The sequence below is a fragment of the Parasegetibacter sp. NRK P23 genome, from assembly GCF_023721715.1.
Taxonomy (GTDB): domain Bacteria; phylum Bacteroidota; class Bacteroidia; order Chitinophagales; family Chitinophagaceae; genus Parasegetibacter.
Genome location: NZ_JAMDLG010000001.1, coordinates 3,885,572 through 3,908,529, shown reverse-complemented (window position 1 = coordinate 3,908,529; position 22,958 = coordinate 3,885,572). Strand labels below are relative to the sequence as shown.

Annotated in this window: 17 protein-coding genes and 5 tRNA genes; 18 read left to right on the top strand and 4 right to left on the bottom strand. The window is 48.5% G+C overall.

Annotated features, from left to right (window positions below):
• Positions 1-85: 85 nt before the first annotated feature.
• Positions 86-2,431 carry an ATP-dependent helicase gene (locus tag M4J38_RS15910; RefSeq protein ID WP_251760763.1) on the bottom strand — a complete coding sequence of 782 codons (2,346 nt, stop codon included), beginning with the start codon at positions 2,429-2,431 and terminating at the stop codon, positions 86-88.
• A 340-nt stretch (positions 2,432-2,771) separates the two neighbouring features.
• Here M4J38_RS15910 and M4J38_RS15905 point away from each other — a divergent pair, with 340 nt between their 5' ends.
• Positions 2,772-3,293: a hypothetical protein gene (locus M4J38_RS15905; RefSeq protein ID WP_251760762.1), complete on the top strand. Its 522-nt coding sequence runs from the start codon at positions 2,772-2,774 to the stop codon at positions 3,291-3,293.
• A 339-nt stretch (positions 3,294-3,632) separates the two neighbouring features.
• Here M4J38_RS15905 and M4J38_RS15900 read toward each other — a convergent pair whose 3' ends face one another.
• Positions 3,633-9,092, bottom strand: a complete 5,460-nt coding sequence (locus tag M4J38_RS15900) for a CHAT domain-containing protein (protein WP_251760761.1) — start codon at positions 9,090-9,092, stop codon at positions 3,633-3,635.
• Positions 9,093-9,246: 154 nt separating this feature from the next.
• On the opposite strand from M4J38_RS15900, the gene M4J38_RS15895 reads away from it, so the two are divergent.
• The 3 genes from M4J38_RS15895 (at position 9,247) to M4J38_RS15885 (ending at position 12,465) form a co-directional block, all read left to right on the top strand.
• Positions 9,247-10,044, top strand: a complete 798-nt coding sequence (locus M4J38_RS15895; protein ID WP_251760760.1) for a DUF1080 domain-containing protein — start codon at positions 9,247-9,249, stop codon at positions 10,042-10,044.
• Between the two features lie 120 nt (positions 10,045-10,164).
• Entirely contained in the window at positions 10,165-10,776 is a 612-nt protein-coding gene (locus tag M4J38_RS15890; protein WP_251760759.1) for a peptidylprolyl isomerase, read from the top strand.
• A gap of 147 nt (positions 10,777-10,923) precedes the next feature.
• Positions 10,924-12,465: an MFS transporter gene (locus M4J38_RS15885; RefSeq protein ID WP_251760758.1), complete on the top strand. Its 1,542-nt coding sequence runs from the start codon at positions 10,924-10,926 to the stop codon at positions 12,463-12,465.
• A gap of 14 nt (positions 12,466-12,479) precedes the next feature.
• Here M4J38_RS15885 and M4J38_RS15880 read toward each other — a convergent pair whose 3' ends face one another.
• Positions 12,480-12,920: an SRPBCC domain-containing protein gene (locus M4J38_RS15880; protein WP_251760757.1), complete on the bottom strand. Its 441-nt coding sequence runs from the start codon at positions 12,918-12,920 to the stop codon at positions 12,480-12,482.
• 124 nt (positions 12,921-13,044) lie between these two features.
• Here M4J38_RS15880 and M4J38_RS15875 point away from each other — a divergent pair, with 124 nt between their 5' ends.
• Complete coding sequence (locus M4J38_RS15875) at positions 13,045-14,028, top strand: GlxA family transcriptional regulator (protein ID WP_251760756.1); 984 nt, start codon at positions 13,045-13,047, stop codon at positions 14,026-14,028.
• A 3-nt stretch (positions 14,029-14,031) separates the two neighbouring features.
• Here M4J38_RS15875 and M4J38_RS15870 read toward each other — a convergent pair whose 3' ends face one another.
• On the bottom strand, positions 14,032-14,916 hold the full coding sequence (locus M4J38_RS15870) for a hypothetical protein (RefSeq protein ID WP_251760755.1): 885 nt from the start codon (positions 14,914-14,916) through the stop codon (positions 14,032-14,034).
• Positions 14,917-15,106: 190 nt separating this feature from the next.
• Here M4J38_RS15870 and M4J38_RS15865 point away from each other — a divergent pair, with 190 nt between their 5' ends.
• From M4J38_RS15865 to M4J38_RS15805, 13 genes are all read left to right on the top strand, one after another.
• Positions 15,107-15,856, top strand: a complete 750-nt coding sequence (locus M4J38_RS15865; RefSeq protein WP_251760754.1) for a hypothetical protein — start codon at positions 15,107-15,109, stop codon at positions 15,854-15,856.
• Positions 15,857-15,867: 11 nt separating this feature from the next.
• Positions 15,868-16,089 (top strand): hypothetical protein, encoded by a 222-nt coding sequence (locus M4J38_RS15860; protein WP_251760753.1) that lies wholly within the window; start codon positions 15,868-15,870, stop codon positions 16,087-16,089.
• 648 nt (positions 16,090-16,737) lie between these two features.
• Positions 16,738-16,809, top strand: a tRNA-Gln gene (locus tag M4J38_RS15855).
• Positions 16,810-16,890: 81 nt separating this feature from the next.
• Positions 16,891-16,963: transfer RNA gene (locus M4J38_RS15850), tRNA-Arg, on the top strand.
• 4 nt (positions 16,964-16,967) lie between these two features.
• Positions 16,968-17,039: transfer RNA gene (locus tag M4J38_RS15845), tRNA-Ile, on the top strand.
• A gap of 4 nt (positions 17,040-17,043) precedes the next feature.
• A tRNA-Phe gene (locus tag M4J38_RS15840) sits at positions 17,044-17,118 on the top strand.
• A gap of 3 nt (positions 17,119-17,121) precedes the next feature.
• Positions 17,122-17,193 (top strand) — tRNA-Trp (locus M4J38_RS15835).
• Between the two features lie 20 nt (positions 17,194-17,213).
• Complete coding sequence (locus tag M4J38_RS15830; protein ID WP_251760752.1) at positions 17,214-17,693, top strand: ribonuclease H-like YkuK family protein; 480 nt, start codon at positions 17,214-17,216, stop codon at positions 17,691-17,693.
• Positions 17,694-17,765: 72 nt separating this feature from the next.
• Positions 17,766-18,116: a hypothetical protein gene (locus M4J38_RS15825; protein ID WP_251760751.1), complete on the top strand. Its 351-nt coding sequence runs from the start codon at positions 17,766-17,768 to the stop codon at positions 18,114-18,116.
• Positions 18,117-18,156: 40 nt separating this feature from the next.
• Positions 18,157-18,324: a hypothetical protein gene (locus tag M4J38_RS15820; RefSeq protein WP_251760750.1), complete on the top strand. Its 168-nt coding sequence runs from the start codon at positions 18,157-18,159 to the stop codon at positions 18,322-18,324.
• A gap of 2 nt (positions 18,325-18,326) precedes the next feature.
• On the top strand, positions 18,327-19,424 hold the full coding sequence (locus M4J38_RS15815) for a slipin family protein (RefSeq protein WP_251760749.1): 1,098 nt from the start codon (positions 18,327-18,329) through the stop codon (positions 19,422-19,424).
• Positions 19,425-19,573: 149 nt separating this feature from the next.
• Positions 19,574-21,001, top strand: coding sequence for an alkaline phosphatase PhoX (locus M4J38_RS15810; RefSeq protein ID WP_251760748.1), 1,428 nt, complete (start codon positions 19,574-19,576; stop codon positions 20,999-21,001).
• 87 nt (positions 21,002-21,088) lie between these two features.
• Positions 21,089-22,888, top strand: a complete 1,800-nt coding sequence (locus M4J38_RS15805; RefSeq protein WP_251760747.1) for a cytochrome c peroxidase — start codon at positions 21,089-21,091, stop codon at positions 22,886-22,888.
• The last annotated feature ends 70 nt before the right edge of the window (positions 22,889-22,958 follow it).

Sequence of the window (22,958 nt, the reverse complement as noted above, 5' to 3'; positions counted from 1 at the left end):
ATGCGTTGCGCCGTGGCGTCGTTGCGAGAGATTTCTTTCAGGAAGACAATATAGTTTCTCGCAACGACGCCACGGCGCAACGTTTTTATTCCACTATCCGCAACTTCGCGTAATTCAACATAATCTTTTTCTCTCCGTTGTGTTGAAAATTAATCGTCGCGATAGGGTTGTGTGCGGAGCCTTCCAATTTAGCCACAGTTCCGAACCCGAACTTCTGGTGTTCTACCTGCTGGCCCGCCTGTAAGTTGCTGGTATCACTGGCAACAAAATCGGTAGAGGGCACATGCTCCACTACTTTGGCGGGCGCGGGCGGCGGCATGTAAGCCGGTTTGGTATCTTTTCTTTTGGCTGGCGGGGGACCATACATTTTTTCGGCCTGCGCGGCTGCACCAAAACCACCTTTCATTCTTTCGAAAGCTGATCCTCCGGTAAAAGAAGCGCCCTGGTTCCGGGCACCACCACCTGAGTAGCTGCGGTCTAGGTATTCATCCGGAATTTCTTCGAGAAAACGACTCGGCTCGTTCTGCACCAGTTGCCCGAAGCGGTAACGACTATTCGCATAAGAAATCCAAAGCCTCGTTTTTGCGCGGGTAACCACTACATAAAAAAGGCGGCGCTCTTCTTCCAGTTCTTCCCTGGTATTGATGGACATAGCGCTGGGAAACAATGTTTCTTCCAGCCCCACAGAAAATACAACTGGAAACTCAAGCCCCTTCGCCGCGTGGATGGTCATCAGTTTTACCACATCGGCATTCTCATCTTCATCGTTATCGGCATCTGTTAGCAGCGTAATCTGCTGGAGGTAAGCGCCAAGTGATTTGTCCACCTGTTCGCCATCTTCGGTATCAGGTGTTTCGGTAAACTCTTTGATAGAGTTCAGCAATTCCTGCACGTTCTCGTAACGCGCCAGGCCCTCTGATGTTTTATCGGAGAAAAGTTCCTTCACCATGTTGGTATGCTTACCCACCTGCTGTGCCACATCGTAAGCATTCTTATCGTTCAGCAACGCACGGAAATATTTTATCATCTGAACGAATTGCTGGATCGACTCCAACGTACCCGCTTTGAAGCCAAATTCCCCGGCTCTTTCCAGCACCTGCCACATGGAAATATTCTGCTCATTGGCAACGATCACCGCTTTTTCAACGGTAGTTTTTCCTATTCCCCTGGCGGGGTAGTTGATAATACGTTTGAGCCCTTCCTCATCCTGGCCGTTCACGATGATACGAAGGTAGGCCACGAAGTCGCGGATTTCCTTCCGCTGGTAGAAAGACATGCCGCCAAATATTTTGTAAGGAATGGCCTTTCTTCTCAGGCTTTCTTCGAATGCGCGGCTCTGCGCGTTCGTTCTATAGAGAATCGCGAAATCGCGGTTGTTGAAATGATTGCGCAGCTTCTGTTCCTGGATGGTATCTGCTACGAAATGCCCTTCCTCGTTATCGCTCATCGTACGGACGAGCCTGATCTTTTCGCCCTGGGCATTATCTGTCCAGAGGTTCTTCGGAATCTGTCCTTTGTTGTTGCTGATGATCTCGTTGGCAACATTCAGGATATTCTGCGTGCAGCGGTAATTCTGTTCCAGTTTTACCACTTTCACATCGTCATAATCTTTCTGGAACTGAAGGATGTTTTCGATGGTGGCCCCCCGGAAAGAATAGATACTTTGGGCATCATCACCTACCACGCAGATGTTTTCGTGCATCGCCGCGAGCAGTTTGATGATGGCGTACTGGGCAGGGTTGGTATCCTGATACTCATCTACGAGTATGTATTTGAACTTATGCTGGTATTTGTGCAGCGCATCTGGCTGCGTGTTCAGGAGTTCATACATTTTCAGCAGCAGGTCGTCAAAGTCCATCGCGCCGTTTTTGAAGCATCTTTTCACGTATGCGTCAAAGATGCGGGCGATCTCAGGCCGGTTCTGCCGCATATCTTCCTGCTGAATGTAATAATCCGTGGCATATTCCGCGGGCCCGACGAGCGCGTTCTTCGCGCCTGAAATCCTGCTGTGCACCACATTGGGTTTGTAGTGCTTATCGTCGAGGTTCATTTCATTGATCACCGTTTTCAGCACACTCCTCGAATCGTCGGTATCATATATCGTGAAGTTATTGGGATACCCGATGTTATGGGCTTCCCCGCGGAGTATCCGTGCAAAAACACTGTGGAACGTACCCACATATAGATTACGCGCTTCACTATTGCCGAGGATCTTTCCGATCCTTTCCTTCATTTCTGCCGCGGCCTTATTGGTAAAGGTAAGGGCGAGTATGTTGAACGCGTCCACCCCCTGTGCCATGAGGTGGGCAATACGGGTGGTGAGTACTTTGGTTTTTCCGCTGCCGGCACCGGCAACAATCATGATGGGTCCGTCTTTATGCAATACAGCTTCTCGTTGCTGCTCATTCAATCCTTCCAGGTAATTAAACATGGGTGCAATTTACGAAGGAATTGTGTACCCCGGTGCCACCGGTATAGCGGTGCCACCGGGTACCGTGTTTTTCTGCTGATGTTCACCGTGTTAATCTTTTGGAAGAAAAGGCCCTTGGGCGTGAAATCCGCGGAACCGGTGCCACCGACGTTGTTTTCCGTTAACGGAATCAGTATTTTGCCCGGAAGCCCTTCCGTTATTTTCTTTTAGTATTCTGGATTCAAAATTTTCCTTTCATCTCGTTAACATCCATTCTGCACACGAATTCGATTATCTTTATTCCTATTAAATTTTATCATTATGAATGGGCACATGCGTGTGTTCATTAAAAAAAACTACCATGAAACTTTTTCAGATCCCGGCTTTCGCGGCAGCCCTCTTTCTTTTCTCGTGTAACAATGCAGATCCTAAACCAAGCAGTCCCGATGGGGTGGAAGGTGGAAAGAACGGCGCCGCTTTCGTACCGAAAAGCAATGTGGCGCTTTGTTATGCCGGCATAAATGGCAAGGACACCATCAGCATGTCGATGATTGTGAGCGCGGACTCCATAAAAGGCAACCTGACTTACAATCTTTTTGAGAAAGATAAAAATGTGGGTATGGTGGTATTGCAGGCTTCCGGTGATACTTTGTTCGGGGAATATACCTTTATGTCGGAAGGAAAAGTTTCTATCCGGGAAGTCAGCTTTTTGAAACAGGGAGATTCGATGGTGGAAGGCTATGGGCCGGTGGAGGAAAAAAACGGGAGAATGGTTTTTTCGGACCGTTCGCAGCTTCAGTTCACAGGGTTTCCTTTGAAAGAGGTGGATTGTAATGCGGTGAATAAATATGCGAACCTGGGGGCGAAGAAGGATTCGTTGTAACATGTTGTTCCTCGCAATGCAGGGGAAAGCAATGGTTTTGTTGGGGAAGGTTTCACGCAACTGCTTTGTGCTGTGCACGGCGCAGGCGCACTGCTTCGTTCCTCGCAGGAGCAAGGACGCAAGGCATTAGCGGGTTGGCGGGCGTTTCTTTTATTAGAAAGCCGCGGATGTATTCTTATTTCTCGCAATTGCTTCATGCTTCGCAACACGGCGGCGCAACGTGTGCGCTTGGTATAATTTCTTGCTTATTGATGGCTGAGATTTTTTTGGAAATACTTCATGTGAAAATATGAATGAAATAAACGCGGGCGTATCGTTCTTTGATACGCCCGTTTCATTTTACTTTTTCGTAACCCGTTTTTTCGCCGGGCTTTTCTTGGGGGCAGCCTTCTTAACCGGTGCTTTTTTCACGGAGATGCCGCCGTTCTTTTTACGGAGCTTCAACACTTCCCTGACCATTTCAACATACACGCTGATCGTTTCCATACCTGCGTTTCCTTCGGGGATGAATTCGTAAGCAATATCTTTTCTCTGGCCTGAAAGCGCATGTGCCAGGAAGCACCATCTTTCAGTTTCCGCGATCTTTTTACCCGGGGAGCCGGCCTTTTCCCATATAGATTGCAGCGTACGCATAATATTGCTCCAGTCCTCTTCCCCGCCGGACGCTTTGCCCACCAGCATTCTGCAGAGTTCGATGTGTGTGGCGGAAACCATATCGTTGTAATCAAATTCATCGTCGTCGCTGTAAACAGTAGTGGCGGACTGCTCGAGTAATTTTAGAACATCCTCGGCTTGCGGGAGTGTGTAGGTCAGGTTTTCCGAGCGGCAGGACTGTCCCCATTTTCTTCCGTAGACCAATACCAGCACGCTTTCCATTTCCAGCCATGCCGTTAGCGCGTACATATTCTCCCCTTTTCCCGCCACCTGGTATGCCTGGTAACAAAGCGCGGCCGCTTTTTCCAGCAGCTTTGTCCGGGCGGCGGACTGGTTGGTCATCAGCGCTTTTCTTTTGTAGGCGCGCGCGAGTAGCCCGAACCGCTCTGCCGTACCGCCGGCGTTGATCAGCACACCCAGGTCGGCAATCACGCGGAGGATGCCTTCTTCCGCCTGTGCGGCCGTAATGAGTTTACGCTGAAGATCGCGCAACAGTTTTCTGCCCCTGATATCGCAATACCTTTCCATACTGAGGAAAGTGAAAAGCGCTTTTTCCATCCGGAGCAACTGCTCGTACTTCACGATGGCCTCATCAAAACTCGCCAGTTCAGTGAGGACCCATGCTTCTTTTTCGGTGATCTCCGCATTCCGGATGCCCGCACGGTCAACGGCATCCATGATGGCGACCAGTTTGCGGTTGTATTCAGCTACGGGCCGGTTCCCCATCTCCAGTTCATTCAGCAGGTTGAACAGGTCGTATTCCGCTTCTTCCGAAATAACATACGACAACGGACGCGCTTCTTTCCTGGAAGGACCATTCGCTTTCAATTTAAAGAACGGATCACCATAGCATTGATAGGCCCCCCAGGTGTTCGTTCCCGGGAACAGCGTGAAAACAGCCTTTCGAGCTTCCAGCACAGCTTCCCCGAAGTTATACCCATCGAAAAGGTGTTTGTAAAACACATTGGTAAACTCCTGCGCTGCCGCGTCGTTCACAGCCCACCCTGCGGCCACTACGGCTTTCACTCCGTTTTCAATCAGTTGTGTGCCAATGTTGGCGGCCAGCCGGTATCTCTTGTTGTACAGCGCTTCGGCGGCTCCGGAAGTTTTGCCCAGGAAGCAGCAGTTCACCACCACCAGTTCCGGAACCACACTCATCTGGGCGATTTCACGGGTGGAGAGATAGACATTATGACCGATCATCATCCCGGAATTTTCCGGTTCCTGTTCGTTGAAAAAACCGTGTCCCGCCAGGTGAATAATACGGTAATCGTCTTCGTATAAAGCCTGGATTATTTCCGGGGCCGCTGCTTCTGCCACGAGTTTTGTTTCGTACCCGTTCTCCTTCAATATATCCGCCACTTGCAGCCCCTCTTCTTTTGCTGCCGGAAGGGCGGGGGCCGCGCCGTTGAGCTGCGGTTCGGCAATAATCAGCACATTGTTCTTCACCGCTGGATTGATAATGGTCCGGTATTGCTCCGTGGCCAGTTGACGGATCATGCCCGCGCTGATGCACAGGGGTTTTGCATTCTGGATCGTGTCCTGCAGCAACTCCCAGGGATAAGCGGCCGTTTCCTTGTCCAGTATCCAGGAGATATGGCATTGCCTTTTGAGTTGTTCTTTAAAATCGTTGGGTATCAGCAATTCGAAGATGGTCTTGGCTCGTTGTGGCGTCCATTCATTGCTGGTGGAAATATTGTTCACCAGTTCATCAATAATTCCCATGCTGCAATGCAGTACCCGCACTTCCTCTCTTGCCCCTCCGGTGGAGGCGCTGAAATGCAGGCTGCTGATGGCTTTTCTTTCCAACGTCTCCAGACCATACTGCCTTACGGTGATGCGGTTCCACCATTCCTCGCTGGCGTCGTGTGGTATTCTTTTGGTCCTTCCCAGCAGGAGCCTTATTTTTTTCTCGGGTAAAGTAATGTTGAGCCAGCGGTTGCGCTCCTGCTCTATTCTTGCGAGTGAATAGAAACATCCGAGCGCGCGACTGTGGTCCTTCTCCACAAATTCTACATCTTCCACCATCCGGCAATGGGTTCCATACAATTTCGCCATTTTCACATTGGCATTCTGAACGCCCTGTAAAATGGCGCGGATGGAATTCTCCACGCTTAGTCCGCCATATCCACACCCGATAATAAGTGAGGAAATACCCGACCCGTCGTTCTTTTTTTGCCTGCGTTCCAGCCCGCTGTTAAAGCCCAGTAAATAATTGGTGACCCCCTGCTCTACGGTAAGCGTGAGCTGGTGCGCCGTTAATGTACCGGGTTTACCTAAACCGGTTATAATCGCTCCGGTAAACCGACCCGCATCGGGCAGGAACACTTCACTGGTACCGATTTTTCCCGGGTACAATCCAAGCTGGTGTCTTTTTCGCAACGCGCCATCCAGCAGCGCATCTATATAAGATTCGGCATACAGTACGCCATCATCTTCAAAGTGACCTGCGAGTACCGGATTTGCCGCGTAAGAAAGGTCCCCGTTACTTACCCATACCCGGATCGGTGTTTCACCCCGCTCAATTCCGGTGGTTTCTCCACCCAATCCCAGCAGTGTTTTTTCCAACCCTATCATGGAAGTATCGAAGTCGTGTACTTCCGGTGTACGGAATACTTTTTCTTCCCCGCGTACCACCGGCCGTTTCTTACTCAAAAGGTTGGTGGTACCTGTTTCAAGTATTTCACCAATGCCTTTGAACATGGAAGGTTCGTTGGCCAGCGCGCCATGCGAAACGTTTACGTAATACACATTATTGGCGGCTGACATTAAAGCAGGAATGCCTGTTTCCCAGGTTACGCTCTGGTCGCCTTCGGCGGTACTTAGGAACACGAGCTGCCCATTTTCGATGCGATAACCGCAAGGTGTGGACTTATCTTTCCCTGCTATGTACACGGCATTCTTAAAGTCATCCGCTGAAAGATCCGTTATGCCATCACGGTAATCTGCAAATGCTTTAATTGTATTGGCAGGCGGAAGCGGCCAGGAAGAATCGCCTACAGCCTGGGCCATCTGTCGCCAGGTTTCACCGTTTCCAAAATCATTTTCCGCATTGTTTTTATCGAGGGGAAGTAAACTTAACAATCCCTGCATGCCTGAAAACACGCGCAACAACTCCTTTTTGCTGTGGCGCATATCGATCATCGCGAGTTTCTTGATGATGGAATCTTTCCCGAACAACACGTAGGGAATTCTGAAAGAGCCGCCCAGTGGGGACCCGAGGAAGATAAGCCGGAAGCCCGTGGAATTATTGAGCTGCTGCCAGGTTTCGCGGTGGTTCACCATAAAATCACGGATCACCACACCGCCCATAGAGTGGCCAATCAACCTGATCGGCTGGCCGAAGGCCATCAGTTGTTTTATTCTTTCATTGAAGATAGCGGCCACTTCGGTCAATGGACGACGCCAGTCGAAATGAAAAGTCTCCACATCGTATTTCGCGGAGAGTTCATCTTTCAGTTTTTTATACGAGGTTTTCACCACGGAAGTTGCGGTGTATTCCTCCAGGTTGTTCAGGTCTTTTAACCCACCCTTAATGAACTTCCAGTAATTGATCCAGAGCAGGTCGCCCTTAGGACCAATATTGGAGCCCATGATGCCGGGTAACAGCACAGCGATAGGTCTTTTTCCCGTGATTTCATCGGGGAAAAGTTCACCACCTTCCGGGTTAAATAACGCGTTGCGGAGGGCTTCTTCCGAGCTGGGGCTGTTGAAGAGCGCGTACCCCGGAACAGGCTTATCGGGCTGGGTCTGGAAGGCGCGCATCATAGCCTGGCCCGTCTTTTTATTCCTGAAATAGCTGAAGTGGTCCACATCATCGGCCTCATCAAAAAAATACTGCACTGGCATTTTTCTTTTGGCCCCCAGGTACATGGAATCGCTGTTCACCACAAGGTCGTTGGCTTCCAGGAAAAAAAGGCGAACGGCAAGTATCTTCAACGCCTTCATACTGAAGTTCAGTCCACAGTTACCGGCCACCACCACCAATTGATTGTTCAATGGCGCTGACGTGGATGGATTGTTCAGCACTTTCAAAAACGGCGATTCCGGGTTCATGGCTTCTATGCCCGGTAATACATCGCTGTCATCTTTGGTATCGATCACCGAGGCGATCAGTTCGCGGAAAGCCGTGAACAGCGGGTTGGCCAGTGAACCGGTTAATAAACCGGTAAGGTTGGCGATCACATTGAAATAAATATCCAGTCGTTTGGAAGCCAGTATCGTTCCGGCGGCAGGACAGGCAACACGGATGAAACGCTCCACACGCAACTGTTTCCCCGCCATCAACTTCGTGATCGCCTCAATGTTCCGGAGGTCTGCATGTCTTTTCTCTTTCTCCAGCAAAGCCAGTTCCTCATCTGTAAAGCCATTTTTCCCCGCATCAGAATCTGTGAATCTGGAGAGTACATCTCCCAGCAATCCACCACGTGAATGTGTAATGATATGCAGGTGGAGGTTGGAAGGCAATAGCCCGATAAGTTCGCGGATATTGTCTAACGGACTTTTGCTCAGTGTTTCATGCTGGAAAGCGTAAATATTGTTACCATAGGTTTGGCAAAGGTATTTCCAGAGTTCTGTATTTTTCATTCCGCCAAAGCAACCCCATACGGAAGACGCTGTTCCATGGATCAGCAAAAGCACCGGTTTCCCCAGCTCCGGCGCACGGAATTCGTGCAAATGAAAGCCAGTATCTACTTTAAAAAGTCCCACCACATTGCCCAGGTTCTTCAACTCATAATTCCTGGCGGCTTTTTCAACGGTGATGCCTATCTTCTTTTTCGCGAATACATTGATGAGCTTTATGGCCACGTTGGTCACCCATCCACGTTCCGCTCCCGACGCCTTTAATGCCGCGGGTATTTCGAATGCGCCATCGCCGCCACGTACCGCCGAAGCCATGCCAGGCGCATCCAGTTCGGGGAATAATTCGTTGATGGATGCATCGCTGCACATCCATGTAGTTTCATCTTCAAAAATAAATTCAAGTAATTTCTCCCTGTTCAGTGTGATCTTATGGGCAGAGGCATCGCCTCGGGAAACCCCGGTAATCGTGTAAGACGCTTCCAGCTCCAATACATCGCCTGCATTGGTCGCAACTGCGGGCGTCTGCTTATGCCCTCTTATAACAATGTTCAACCCGTTCATGAGTATAAATTGATTATGAAGAATATGCAGACTAACCAGAGCGCCTTTCCGGAAAGAAAAGGGACATAATATTAGGAAAATTTTAAATGCCGCCGCTGAATACTTGCTGAACGGAAAAAGGAAGATAAATTACAGGTTGAAAAAACTTACAGACATGCAATCGATTGTTCGCTACCTGACCCTTTCGCTCAGCGCTCTACTGGTGCTGTTTTCCTGCAAGCCCCCCGTTCAAAACAAACAGGCCGGATGGCAGGACCTGCTCAACGGAAAAGACCTCAAAGACTGGATGGTAAAGATTCACCACCATGAAACCGGCGATAACTATGGCAACACCTTCCGCATTACCGAAGATTCTGTGCTCGAAGTAAGGTATGACCAGTACGAATCGTTCAACGAAAGGTATGGCCACCTTTATTACAAGAAACCGCTTTCCAGCTTCCACCTCAAATTCGAATACAAATTCACCGGCGACTGGCGGAAAGACGCACCCTCCTATACCATCCTGAACAGCGGCATCATGTTCCATTCCCAGGATCCCCGTACCATGCCCAAAGAACAGGACTGGCCAATATCCGTGGAAATGCAGTTGCTGGCCGGCTTACCCGATGGCAAACCCAGGCCCACCGGCAATATGTGTTCGCCCGGCACACACGTTGTTTATAACGGAAAGCTGGATTCCACCCACTGCATCAATTCTTCCTCCAAAACTTATCCCCCGGAGCAATGGGTGAAGGCTGAACTTATTGTGTACGGCGACTCCCTTGTGCAACACATCATAGAAGGCGACACAGTATTAACCTACAGTAAACCACAGATTGGTGGCAGCGTGGTGAACAGGTTCGACCCCACGCAGAAGCTGAACGGGAAAATGCTCAAAGAAGGGTATATCGCCTTCCAGAGTGAGGGACAGCCCATCGATTTCAGAAGAATACAACTGAAGGAACTGAAATAGTAACGAAGTCATGGGGTGAAACACCGATCTTTTTCGCCAAAAAAATGTTATCTTCCATCATACCTCATTGCCCGATCAACCTCAGGTAGGAATTTTGCATCTACAGAAAAAATGAAAAATATGAGATACCGTTTTGTAATGGCCTTCCTTCTCCTGTCCACCGCCATCTTCGCGCAGGAAACCGTTACCGAGAAGTTCAAAAAGATCACCACGCTCCAGCAGGCGCAGCAGTTTATCAAAGATAATCCTGAACTGAAGCCCGCTATTCTGGAACTTTCCGCAGATAAGGACACTACGCTTATCGATAAACGTTTGCTCCGCCAGAAGCAGGGCGATGTTTTCTCCGTGGGCTACGTTACCTATAAAGTGCTGGAAGCCGTTGGCTCCGTGGCTTATCGCGCCAGCTACGTGTTCCTCGATGGCGGATCACTCACCCCTTCGGAAATTGAGAAACTGAAAAAAGAAATCGTGCAGAAAGCCAATGAAGGCGTTTCTTTCGCTGAATTATCCGACAAATACACGATGGACGGCAACACCACCCGCGGTGATACCGACTGGTTCTTTGGTGAATACAGCTTCCCCAAAGAATTCCAGGACGCAGTGGCAGAACATAAAACCGGAGAAGTATTTTTCGTGGATGTATCCGACAAACAATGGCACTACATCATCAAAAAAACCCACGATGACAGGGTGAAGAAAAACATTACGGTGTTGAGAGCGAACGGGAGATAATGTTGGATGTTGAATGATAAATGATGGGCCGCTTCTTTGGGAGCGGCTTTTTTGTTTTCTGCTGTCGCATTCCCCCTGCTTAAAGTCATAATTGCACCCTGCTTATTTCTTCCTTACGCCGTAAGTTTGGTAACCTAAAACCATTTTATGGAAAATGCACCCGTGCTGGCTTCCGAACCCGTAAAGGCCACCCGCAAGGAATGGCTCGGTCTCATCGTGATTGCCCTGCCGTGTATGCTCTATTCGATGGACCTCACGGTACTTAACCTGGCCGTTCCTCAACTGAGCGCCGACCTGCAGCCCACCGGCAACCAACTGCTCTGGATCATGGACATCTATGGGTTCCTGGTAGCGGGTTTCCTCATCACCATGGGCAACCTCGGCGACAGAATCGGCAGGCGAAAACTGCTGTTGATCGGGGCTGCCTTTTTCGGATTGGCCTCATTGTTCGCAGCCTTCGCCCAATCCGCGAATATACTCATCTTCGCAAGGGCCATTCTCGGTATTGCAGGCGCAACCATCGCGCCCTCTACTTTATCGCTGATCAGAAACATGTTTCCGGATCCTGAAGAGCGCACGAAAGCCATAGGAATATGGGCCATGGGTTATGCCGCCGGTGGCGCGGTAGGCCCTATCGTGGGTGGCGTTATGCTACAATACTTCTGGTGGGGATCGGTTTTCCTGATCGGTATTCCCGTGATGTTGCTGTTGCTGATCGCCGGCCCCTATCTTCTGCCAGAATTTAAGGACCCTGCGGCGCGGCGCCTTGATATTGCGAGCGCCTTTCTTTCGCTCATTGCAGTACTGCTGATTATTTTCGGGCTTAAACAAATCGCAACCAATGGGTTCAATTGGCGCTGGCTCACCTCCATCGCGGCTGGTTTAATCACAGGAGTCATCTTCTTCCGGCGACAAAAACAACTCAACGATCCATTGATAGACATTAGCCTATTTCGCATACCCGCATTCAGCGCCTCCCTGACCATTTATGGAATGGGTTGCTTTGTGATGTTTGGTTCTTTCTTTTTTATCTACCAGTACATGCAGCTTGGGCTGGGCTTATCGCCACTTGCAGCAGGACTCTGGGCACTTCCCTCCTTCACCGGGTTTATCCTGGGTGCCACGCATGGGCCGAAACTACTGAGAATATTCTCCCCTGGTAAATTGATGGCGCTGGGTCTATGCCTCGCTATTGCCGGTTTTTTAGTCATTGCGCAACTCACCGCTCAGAGTAGTGTGTGGATGGTGGTTGCCGCCATGTTCCTCACTTCGGTAGGGTTTGCACCGGTTGTTACCCTGGCCACCGATCTGGTAGTGGGTTCTGCTCCGCCTGAAAGGGCCGGTTCCGCGAGCGCGATTTCTGAAACAAGCGCTGAGTTTGGCGGTGCAACAGGGATGGCCATTTTCGGAAGTCTTGGTACAGCCATTTATGTGCGACTGATGAGCCGGGAATCCATTCCAGCGCAGGCTTCAGAAAAGTCCCTGGAAACATTTGGGGGCGCGGTAAACGAAGCAGCGGCATTACCGGCGGAGCAGGGTAAGGCGCTTATTATCGCGGCACAGAACGCCTTCGGCACCGGAATGCAGGTGAGCGCCTGGGTGAGTGTGTTGTTCCTGCTGGTGTTAGTTGTGGTGGCACTGAAAAAAGTGGGTGGCCAGAAGACCGGGAACAATGCTGTTGAAAGTTGATCCTCTCCGGTAACTCACTTATCAGCATTAATCAAAGGAAGAAGTTTCTGTTGCAAATACTGCGTCCATGCGGGTGAACATGCATTGTAACATTCCACATCAGGCGTAAGGCCCTCGTGGGTAAAAACAAGTTTGGTTTTATCCCCTTCTTTTTTGATCTCAAAAATCACTTTTGTTCCGGTCCATTCATCTTTTTGCTGAATGAAATTGAAATCACTTTTTGTAGTGAGCCATACTATTTTTTCCCCGGGCACTACTTCAACCAGTTTGTGTTCGCTGTAATGCGCGCCATCTCCGGCACGGAAGCTGAATGTATCGTTCAGTTTTTCGGTTGCTCCTGTGAGTTCTTCCCCGAAAAATCCCGTCCACCAATCGCGAACCTGTGTTATCGCTGTAAAAACTTTTTCCGGAGACTGTACGGTTTCCAGCGTGAAAGTGAAATGTTTGTCTGACATATTCAAGGAGGTTTTTATTTTGTAAATCTATCGCCACTGATTCATTCGGAAGGGTGGCTGAACAGACATTTTAACGGGGCGATTCAGACAACCCACTTTCGTACCTTTAAACAAAAGACGCCGCATGCAACATATTACCATACTGGTTCCCGAAGGAGAAGGCAATAACCTGAGCAGCATTGTTGGCGCTTATAAAATTCTCACCAGGGCGAACGAGTTTCGGAAACAAAACGGAGGATCGGCACTGTTCAGCATACAACTCGCGGGCAATAAGAAAAAGATTGCTTTCCACGAAGGTGTTTTTACCGTACAACCGCATATTGGTATAAGGTCCATTCAAAAAACCGACCTGGTCATCGTTCCATCGGTGAACCACCAGTATGAAGAGGCCATAAAAAGAAACCGCCCCATGATCAGCTGGATTGAAAAGCAATACCAGTCCGGTGCCGCCATCGCTTCCATTTGTACCGGCGCCTTCCTGCTGGCTGCCAGCGGATTGCTCAATGGAAAACGCTGCTCCACACATTGGGCGGCCGCAAACAACTTCAGGCGCATGTTTCCAGAAGTGAATCTTCAGCCCGATCAGCTCATTACTGATGAAAAAGGCATTTACACTAACGGTGGCGCGTTCTCCTTCCTGAACCTGATGATCTATCTCGTGGAGAAATATTTCGATCGCGCAACCGCTATTTATTGCGCCAAAGTTTTTCAGATCGAAATGGACAGGAACAATCAATCCGCATTCGCCATCTTCACCGGGCAGAAACAGCATGGCGATGAATTGGTGCAGCGGGCGCAAACATTTATTGAACACCATGTACAGGAAAAAATATCCATGGAGGAACTAGCGCTGAAACTCGCTATCGGCCGGAGAAATTTTGACAGAAGATTTATAAAAGCTACCGGAAATACGCCGCTTGAATATGCCCAACGGGTAAAAGTGGAAGCCGCCAAAAAATCCCTGGAAAGCTGCCGGAAAAACATCAGCGAAATTATGTACGAAGTGGGGTACTCAGATGTGAAAGCTTTCCGAGAAGTATTCCGTGGCATAACGGGCATGTCGCCACTCGAATACCGGAGTCGTTATAACAATGCAATGGCCCGTTAAATATCACTTCTTCTTTCCACCGAGGTTCTTCCCATAATAAACATCCGCGGGAATATGGTGGTCGTGGTATACCTTTTCAAGGATGGCATACAAAGCGGGATCATAAGCCCTGAGGTCTTCGGGCGACTGAACACGCACATCGTTATCGTAAAATTCAAAATTCGACCAGAACCACCACTGGGTTCCTTCGGCCCAGTATTCATCCATCGTATTGATGGCGTATTGCCCTTTGTAAAGACCTTTCTCTTTCGCATTTGTATATGCTGCCTGCAACTCTTTTCTGAACTCAGGGTCTATTGATTGAATCGCACCCATCATATTGTGGCTGAATTCGTGCACTGTAATGTTCTCACCAAAATACCGTGTTCCCGGAATACCGAGCAGGTTCTCTTCAGCGCAGGAAGTATGAATACCGCCCATTCCACGTGCGCGTTGGTTCCAGTATTGCTGATCGGTCATAGAAGCGATCCCGCCTGGTTTATCGTAGTTTTCTCTTTCTCCCGGTGTAAGCCTGCGGTCGTCCCTGGTTGGCTTTTTCCAGTCCCTGCATTCAGGAAGATCGGTTTGCATTTCATCTTTCCCGATAATGGATAAACGTGCGCCTCTTTTGATGAGCACTTCCCTAACATCAGGCCGTTTCAGCAACATGTAGTTCACAATATCACGTGCAACGAGCAACGCGTCATCGGAAACATTTTTTGAGGAGATCACAGGAATGCCCCAGGCGTCAGTATACTTCGCGTAGAAAGAATCCAGTTTCATTGTTGCAGGCGGCGCGGTAATCAGGTGCTTTCCGAAAGAATGCACAATAGCGCCACCAGACGAGGTTTGCGCCTGCACAAAGAGCGCGAACAAAACACTTGAACAGCAAAGCAGGGTCTTTAACATAAGCATGTTTTTACCATTTCAAGGTAGCTATACTGCCGTGATTAAGGTTTACGGATTTTCACTGAAGCGGGCTTTATTTTACCAGTTATGCATTTCCAAAATACTTTATTCTTTTATCCATTTTAAATGGTTAAAAACACCTCGCCCAAAACAATAGTTCTAATCTTGCCCTTCATCAAAATTTTACATCATGAAATTATTTCCTTTTGTTTTTTTCCTGTCCATTTTTGTTTTTTCCTGTAGCAAACAGTCCGCTCCGCATGTTGACCTGAACCTGGCGCATGAAGCATCACTGATCACGAACCTTGCGAAAGTTACGAGGGCTTTGGGTATCGAAAGTATAGAGCGCATAAGCCCGCTTATCGGGAACGTGATTGAGTTCAGGCTGAATGGCGGGTTCAGAAATCTGAACGGCGCAACGGTAGAAACAGCAGGCGCAACATTAAAGTATAAGTTGGAGCCTGATGAAAGTATCACGCTGTCTTTCAGCAATGAAAACATTTCTTCTGCGCTGCTGATCAACAGCCGGGAAAAGACATTCCAACTCGACTACAACGGGCAGCTTTATGACGCCGCTTCCGTGGAGCAATTGAACGACAATCAAATAGCTGTGCTAAGCCTGCTTACCGTTGCCTATCTAGAGCTTACGGACAAGAGTCTTCCTCGTTTTCAAAAAGCGGAAACTGTTGCTGATGTGGCAAACCCAGGGATGGATGGCGCGGATCCCGGATTAGACGATTTTAATTGCAGAAAAACTGCCGTATCTTTCAGAACGTCGCGCAGCAGTGCCTCAGAACATGTGACGAGATTTGCGAACGATTACATCAAAACGCACCCTGACTGCAGAAAAATATATGGCGTTGACGCGGGCTGTCTCTGGGAAGATTATGGTTGTATGGCGACCCAGGAAATTGAGTGTACCGGTAGTTCCTGTAAATAAACTTTAATACTATGGAATTTATTATCTCATCCACTGTTTGGAAGGCGGCTATAGCGCTGCATATCGCGCTGGCCATTGCATCCAGTTTCTTATTGTTGAAATTTCCCATCAAGAGAGGCGCGTTGGCAATATTGCTGCTGCTTATATTGATCTGGTCTGTTCCTATTGTCGGAAGTACGCTGGCGATGTTAATGATTTACATACATCAGCGGAAATTGAATATGCAGCAATAAACCCCATTCTTCAGAAGGCGTTACGGGAGCAATACCGCATTGCTCCTGTAACGGTTTCTTTGTATTTGAATTTGTTTTGAAAAGGGTTTTAACGTGGCTTCTTATCGTAAATTTGAAGCCCTGTAAAGAAACCTTTTAGCTCATCTGTAACATGAATTTTTTTTCTGAGTAAAAATTTTTATTCAAAAAATTCATGCAATCATTTGGTGATATCAAAAAAAGATTCACATCTTTGCATCCGAAGAAAAAATAAATCATGCCACGAATAGCGCAACATATTATTTCACTCAATTGGTTTAGCAAAGAATGCTATACACCATTTACGGGGCATGTACCTATGCAATAAGTTGAACAGACTGAATCGCTGAAAGATACGCCCCGCCTGAATCGCGGGGTTTTTTATTTTATTTATACCAATATAACGGAGATGCAACAACGAATACAACATATACCATTTACCATGCGAAAGAATTTACGTTCGCAACATGCCGCCTATTGGTTTACGATACCCCTCTGCGCAAAAATCAGTACAGGCAACGAACAACATATTCTTTCCCGGCAACCGGATCATATACTTGTGAATACATAACCCATTCATGCAGTAACGATGAACCCGGTCGCCAAAAACGACCGGGTTTTTTTATGCGATGTTGAGTAGTGCAACGGCGAGCACGTCAGCTTTTGGCGCTGAAGATGCTGGTTCGAATCCAGCCTCAACAACAGTTTGTTGTCTTTAGCTTAACGGGTAAAGCGCCTCCCTGTGAAAGAAGAGAACAGGGTTCGAGGCCCGGAGACAACCCCCGGCTTATAGTTTAACCGGAAAGAACACTGTGCTACGAACACAACAGTGAAAGTTCCAATCTTTCTGAGCCGGCAAATGGTCCGTGGCGCAATGGTAGCGCAGGAACCTGATACGTTCAAGGCTGCAGGTTCAAATCCTGCCGGACCAACAACGGATGAATAGCTCCAATGGTAGAGCAGCGGTTTGAAACGCCGTGGTTACAGGTTCGAATCCTGTTTCATCCACCATTCGCGGGGTTGATGTAATTGGCAACAACACGGATTCCAAACCCGTGCATGAAGGTTCGAATCCTTCATCCCGTGCTTTTATAAAACCAAATGAAATGGAACAGCAATGGAGGAAATTAAACGGAAAGCCCATCGGCCAGCCGATTGAGGACGAGATCAGGGAAAGGATCGTTCAGGAAAAAGCCGCGGGCCACGAACTGAAAGTATGCATCGGGACCGATAGCCAGGTGAAAGGCAACACAACGGAGTTCGCTACCGTGATCGTTTTTATCCGGAAAGGAAAAGGCGGCTTCATGTACATCCGCTCCGAAACCAGTCGCAGGAAAATGAGCGTGAAAGAAAGGATGCTCGTGGAAGTATCAAAGAGTATTGACGCGGCTTTCCACCTGTGCAGGATTTTTACCCTGTACAATATTGACCTTGAAGTGCACGCCGATATCAATACGAATCCGGCATTCAAAAGCAATGAGGCGCTGAAAGAAGGCATGGGGTACATCATGGGCATGGGTTTCGCTTTCCAGGCCAAGCCTTTCGCTTTCGCCAGCAGCTCCTGCGCCAACAAAGTTGTGCAATAATGCAACAAAAAATATTGCTGAGTCCGTTCAGCAGAAAAGCTTCCCTCGCGGGAAGAAAGGCAATGATCATGAATGAACAACCCAGGCGAGGGTTTCCACGCCCCGCAGTGCAACGGTAGTAACCAGTTGTATGCTGTTGTTGGAATGGCATTGTCTACCATTAATCTGTGGGTCGAAGGTTCGATTCCTTCCCTCCTAACGCAGGTAGCTCAGTTGGTAGAGCAACAGTTCATGCAGCGCGGGTTCGAATCCTGCTCACGCTCAAAACGTGATAGTTCAGCGGTAGAACACAACACTCAAAATGTTGAAAAAGAAGTCCATCGCTTCTCAAAAAATGATGACAAGCAAACAAAACCAGGCTGCCCGCCTGTGGAACCTATGACCGCCGGAAGATTCCGGCGCTTGAAAGAGCGGCTCCCTTGAGTGGGGCGGCTTTGGAACCGCAACCAGGCAATAGCCAGCAATGGATGGAAGATGGCAGATCGACCCGCACTTCTTTTCGTGGCTGTCGTTCCTCAGCAGGAGCGACATAAGCGAAGGGAACAACAGGAGCAGCTGGTATACGAATTCCATTCCGCCTTTGCCGGTGGCGGGCATCGTGGTTTTTGAAAAAACAACCTTTAAAACGTGAATATGAAACAGGTAAAAGTGAACGCCTACGAAGTTGGACTGGTGTTCAGAAAAGGGGCTTTGGAAAACATTCTTACAGCCGGAACATATTGGTTCTGGCGCAACGAAAAGGTGGAAGTGTATGATACCACCAAACCCTTTCACGCCCCCATAGAATTGAACATTCTACTGGAAAACAGCACGCTTGCGTCTATGCTGATTGTGACAGAAGTAAAGGACAACGAAATCATACTCCTGTACAGGAACGGCATCCTGCACGAAGTGCTTTCCTCCGGAAGGTATGCTTTCTGGAAAGGTCCCGTAAAATATGATTTCGTTAAAGCTGATACGGGCAAAGCTGAAATTACGGAACCCATTGACCGGGCAATCTTATCCAATAAGATGGTGGCGCCTTATGTTCGCAGCGTAAGCGTGGAGAACTATGAAAGGGCCGTCCTTTTCATCGATGGTAAATATGTCCGTATGCTGGAAAGCGGCGCGCACTACTGGTGGAAAAACAACATCGCCATTTACGTGGGCAAAGTAGATACGCGCCAGCAACAACTGGAGATCAACGGGCAGGAAATGCTTACCCGCGATAAAGCAACACTCAGGATCAACGCCTGGGCGCAGTACAAAGTCACGGATATTGAAAAAGCCCTGTTGCAGAACAAGGAATACGATCGTCAGTTGTACATCTGTTTCCAGTTGGCCCTTCGGGAATATGTTGCCGGATTCGGTTTCGATGAGTTGCTCGATAAAAAAGACGTCATCGTGCCCTTCATCCTGGAGAAAGTAAAAGAACGTTCCGAAAAATTGGGTGTTGAAGTATCCGGCTTCGGTATCCGCGACATCATTTTGCCCGGCGACGTGAAAGAGATCATGAACCAGGTGCTGGTAGCCGAAAAAAAAGCGCAGGCCAACACCATCATGCGCAGAGAGGAAACCGCCAGCACACGTAGCCTGCTGAACACCGCAAAGTTGATGGAAGAAAACGCGATGTTGTGGAAACTGAAAGAAATGGAATATGTGGAGAAGATCGCGGATAAGATCACCAGCCTTAGTGTGAGCGGCAACGGAAAATTGCTGGAACAACTGAAGGGGATTTTCGTGCCTAAATGATGATACCGGAGTGGGAAACTGCTCCGGTATTTGCGTTTATTGCTTTATGTTTATTCGAGCATGTTAGGCAGTTATAAACAATTGCTTAATCTTCCATTAACCTTTTAATAACAGTACACTTCTACTTTCGGGCAAATATACTTCACGCAATGAAAAAGTTATTGCCAGCGCTCACTCTTCCCTTGTTCTTGCTCAGTTGTGACAAGAACGACAAAAATGGTTCTGACGCAGAAAAACCAGAATTCAGAAACAGGTCCAATGCGGAATCATTTGTGACCATCGATCCCGCTTTCTCTTCCACGGTTTCAGCTTACACCCTTATAAGTACCAGCGATACCATTCCAGGCTACCCCAACTTTATATATGGCGGCGCACCCGACGGACAAGGATTTCTTAAAAATCCTGACGGAACCGGGTACATCATGGTGACCAACCACGAAAATACTTATGCGGTATCCCGTGTATACCTCGATAAAAAACTTAATCCGGTTAAAGGAGAATATATCGTGAATACGGACGGTGGTATGTTCAGACTTTGCTCCGGCTCCCTCGCCACACCGGAAGAACATGGTTTCTCCAAGCCTACATTTCTCACTACCGGCGAAAGTAATGTGAACGCGATGACCCATGCCATCGATCCTATCGCCACGGCAAATCCTTCCGACCAAAGCCGGGTTAAACCAGCCCTCGGGAAATTCAGCGGGGAAAATTCCGTTCCACTTCCAAAAGATGCGTATCCAGGTAAAACAGTGATCATCCTCGGGGAAGATGCGGGTAACGGACAAGTATACCTGTATGTGTCCAATACCATGGGCGACCTGGATAACGGTAAATTCTACGCGCTGCGCAGAACCGACCTGAACCAGGTTGAAACCGCCATGACCAAAGGAAACACCTACGATGTCGAGTTCGTGGAAGTGCCCAATGCAAAGAACCTTACCGGCGCAGAAATCGAAAACCTGAACAGCAGCCTTAAGTCTATTCAGTTTGCCCGCGTAGAAGACCTTGATTACCAAAAAGGTGGCGGCGCGAAAGGACGTGAGGTATATTTTGTGGCCACTGGTGTAAGCGGTCAACCTGAAAAAACATATTGGGGAAGGGTATATCACCTGACCATGAATGCTTCCGATCCCCTCAAGGGTAAACTTTCCATCATCGAAGACGGCGACCTGAATCCGGGAAAAGACATCATCAACCCCGATAACCTCTGCGTTACCGAAAACTATGTGTACATCCAGGAAGACGGCGACTCTTTCTTCCCCGGCGCCTCGCACAACTCACTGATCTGGCAGCACACCATTTCCTCCGGTACCAAAAAAGTATTTCTTGACCTGAAAAATAAAACGTTGGGTAATACCAAGTACAACCCAAATAACGATCAACGTTACGCTACCTGGGAACATGGCGCAATGATCGATATCTCAAAAAACATCGACGTGCCCAACACGTTCCTCATCAACATCCACGCACATACCTGGGTAGATGGAGACAAATTCCTGAACCCCAGTAAAGCCACTTCCGTTCAGCCCTATAAAGCAGGCGGACAAACCCTGATCCTGACCGGTGTACCCCGTTAATAAAGCCCTAAAATCCATACCTAAATGTGATCCCTGGTAGTTTTTACCGGGGATCGCCTCTTTCACTTGTTACCATTTTATCGTTTTATGAGAGTTGTTGTGCTATCCATCGCTGCATTTTTTGCCTTCGTTTTATTCGCGGGTTCCTGTTCGGAGCACAAAACTGAAACCCTTGAAGGCGCCCGGAACAGCATCGTTCAGTTCGAACGGCAGATGGATACCCTCATCACTGAAATTACCGTACTCGATTCCATGCTTGCTCAAAAGGCCGGAGCCAATTCGCTTCAGCAACAGTTCCACCGGAGCCGTGCTGTTTACAAAAGGGCCGAGGCCATTACTGAATATTACTTCCAGGGACTTGTTCGCCGCATTAACGGACCGGCATTGCCCGATGTAAAAACGGAAGATGGTGTGGTTTGGCCACCCCATGGTTTCCAGGTAATTGAGCAATTGCTGTTTGCAGACTACCATGATTCCCTTCGGAAAACTGTTTCGGAGGAAGCGCAGCTTTTACTAACCGATATCCGTTTCGTAAAAGCCAATATGGCCCACAACGCCATTCTGCCGCGCCATGCGTATGAACTCCTTCAACATGAAATCATACGAATCGCCACACTTGGCATTACTGGATTTGATGCGCCAGTCAGCGTTGCTGCCATCCCTGAAACCGCAGCAGCGCTAGAAGGCATCAGGCTTTTCTGCCAGGCTTATTTTGGAGATTCTGTTTCAGCAGAACTGAATATCGCTATCGATGCTGGTATTGGTTACCTGGGAGCGCACAACGATTTTAATACCTTCAACCGCCTTGGGTTCATCACTACTCACCTGATGCCGCTGAGCCGCCTGTTGGATGTGTACCGTCCGCAACAAGCCGACACACTTAACTTCAGCGCTCCTTTCTCCGGTAGCTTCGCGGATTTGATGGAAGGAAGCGCCTGGAATCCCGACTTTTATGCGCCGTATGCAAAAGCCGCCACCAGTAAGGAAAAAGTTGCCCTAGGGAAATTATTGTTTAACGATCGGCGACTGTCAGCTTCAGGAAAAATCAGTTGCGCCAGTTGCCACAAGGCAGGACTCTCTTTTACCGATGGATTGCCTAAGGCAAGTAATCTTGTGCATGGCGGCTCCTTGCCCAGGAACAGTCCGACACTTTATTACGCCGCATTGCAGTCCGCGCAGTTCTATGATATGCGCTCCACTTCGCTGGAGGACCAGATCAACGATGTAATGCAGAACAGCAATGAGTTTGCGTTGGAAGCCCGGTCAACCGCCGAACGGCTGCTTGCAGATTCTTTCTACCGGAAAGCGCTTCAAAAAGTGTATGGTGAAAAAAATCAGCCGGGTGGTTACGAGATCAGGAACGCGATCGCAGCGTATGTTCGTTCGTTGAACCCCTTCGCCTCGCGGTTCGATAAATATATTCGCGGAGACAGAAAAAGTATGTCGCAACAAGAGGTTAACGGATTCAACCTGTTTATGGGCAAAGCCAAATGCGGCACTTGTCATTTCATGCCCCTCTTCAACGGCACCACACCGCCCTGGTTTACCAAATCCGAATCTGAGATTATCGGGGTTCCTGAACGGGCCGTTTGGAACAATGCACGCATCGACAAAGACTCAGGTCGCTATAAGATAAATGCAATCCGGGAACTCCTTTTTGCCTTCAAGACACCGGGATTAAGAAATATTTCCACTACGGCTCCCTACATGCACAATGGCGTTTATACTAACCTGGAAGAGGTGGTTGAGTTTTACAACAAAGGAGGTGGCGTCGGTATAGGGATAGATCTTCCTTCTCAAACACTTCCTTTCGATTCATTGTCGTTGACGGTGGGTGAAAAGAAAGCGATTGTGGCCTTTTTGGGCACATTGAAAGATAGCCATTGAGTAAGGCTTTTTACCAGAACTTTATTTATCAGAACGCTCAGGAAAACAAGATTGAATCCAAAATTTTGAA

Excerpts from the sequence above, each read along its gene's own strand:
- M4J38_RS15870 (WP_251760755.1), bottom strand. The coding sequence starts at position 14,916 with ATGTTAAAGACCCTGCTTTGCTGTTCAAGTGTTTTGTTCGCGCTCTTT.
- M4J38_RS15825 (WP_251760751.1), top strand. The coding sequence starts at position 17,766 with ATGAACAACCCAGGCGAGGGTTTCCACGCCCCGCAGTGCAACGGTAGT.
- M4J38_RS15880 (WP_251760757.1), bottom strand. The coding sequence starts at position 12,920 with ATGTCAGACAAACATTTCACTTTCACGCTGGAAACCGTACAGTCTCCG.
- M4J38_RS15905 (WP_251760762.1), top strand. The coding sequence starts at position 2,772 with ATGAAACTTTTTCAGATCCCGGCTTTCGCGGCAGCCCTCTTTCTTTTC.
- M4J38_RS15820 (WP_251760750.1), top strand. The coding sequence starts at position 18,157 with ATGGATGGAAGATGGCAGATCGACCCGCACTTCTTTTCGTGGCTGTCG.
- M4J38_RS15885 (WP_251760758.1), top strand. The coding sequence starts at position 10,924 with ATGGAAAATGCACCCGTGCTGGCTTCCGAACCCGTAAAGGCCACCCGC.
- M4J38_RS15805 (WP_251760747.1), top strand. The coding sequence starts at position 21,089 with ATGAGAGTTGTTGTGCTATCCATCGCTGCATTTTTTGCCTTCGTTTTA.
- M4J38_RS15865 (WP_251760754.1), top strand. The coding sequence starts at position 15,107 with ATGAAATTATTTCCTTTTGTTTTTTTCCTGTCCATTTTTGTTTTTTCC.
- M4J38_RS15860 (WP_251760753.1), top strand. The coding sequence starts at position 15,868 with ATGGAATTTATTATCTCATCCACTGTTTGGAAGGCGGCTATAGCGCTG.
- M4J38_RS15810 (WP_251760748.1), top strand. The coding sequence starts at position 19,574 with ATGAAAAAGTTATTGCCAGCGCTCACTCTTCCCTTGTTCTTGCTCAGT.
- M4J38_RS15830 (WP_251760752.1), top strand. The coding sequence starts at position 17,214 with ATGGAACAGCAATGGAGGAAATTAAACGGAAAGCCCATCGGCCAGCCG.
- M4J38_RS15815 (WP_251760749.1), top strand. The coding sequence starts at position 18,327 with ATGAAACAGGTAAAAGTGAACGCCTACGAAGTTGGACTGGTGTTCAGA.
- M4J38_RS15890 (WP_251760759.1), top strand. The coding sequence starts at position 10,165 with ATGAGATACCGTTTTGTAATGGCCTTCCTTCTCCTGTCCACCGCCATC.
- M4J38_RS15875 (WP_251760756.1), top strand. The coding sequence starts at position 13,045 with ATGCAACATATTACCATACTGGTTCCCGAAGGAGAAGGCAATAACCTG.
- M4J38_RS15895 (WP_251760760.1), top strand. The coding sequence starts at position 9,247 with ATGCAATCGATTGTTCGCTACCTGACCCTTTCGCTCAGCGCTCTACTG.
- M4J38_RS15910 (WP_251760763.1), bottom strand. The coding sequence starts at position 2,431 with ATGTTTAATTACCTGGAAGGATTGAATGAGCAGCAACGAGAAGCTGTA.
- M4J38_RS15900 (WP_251760761.1), bottom strand. The coding sequence starts at position 9,092 with ATGAACGGGTTGAACATTGTTATAAGAGGGCATAAGCAGACGCCCGCA.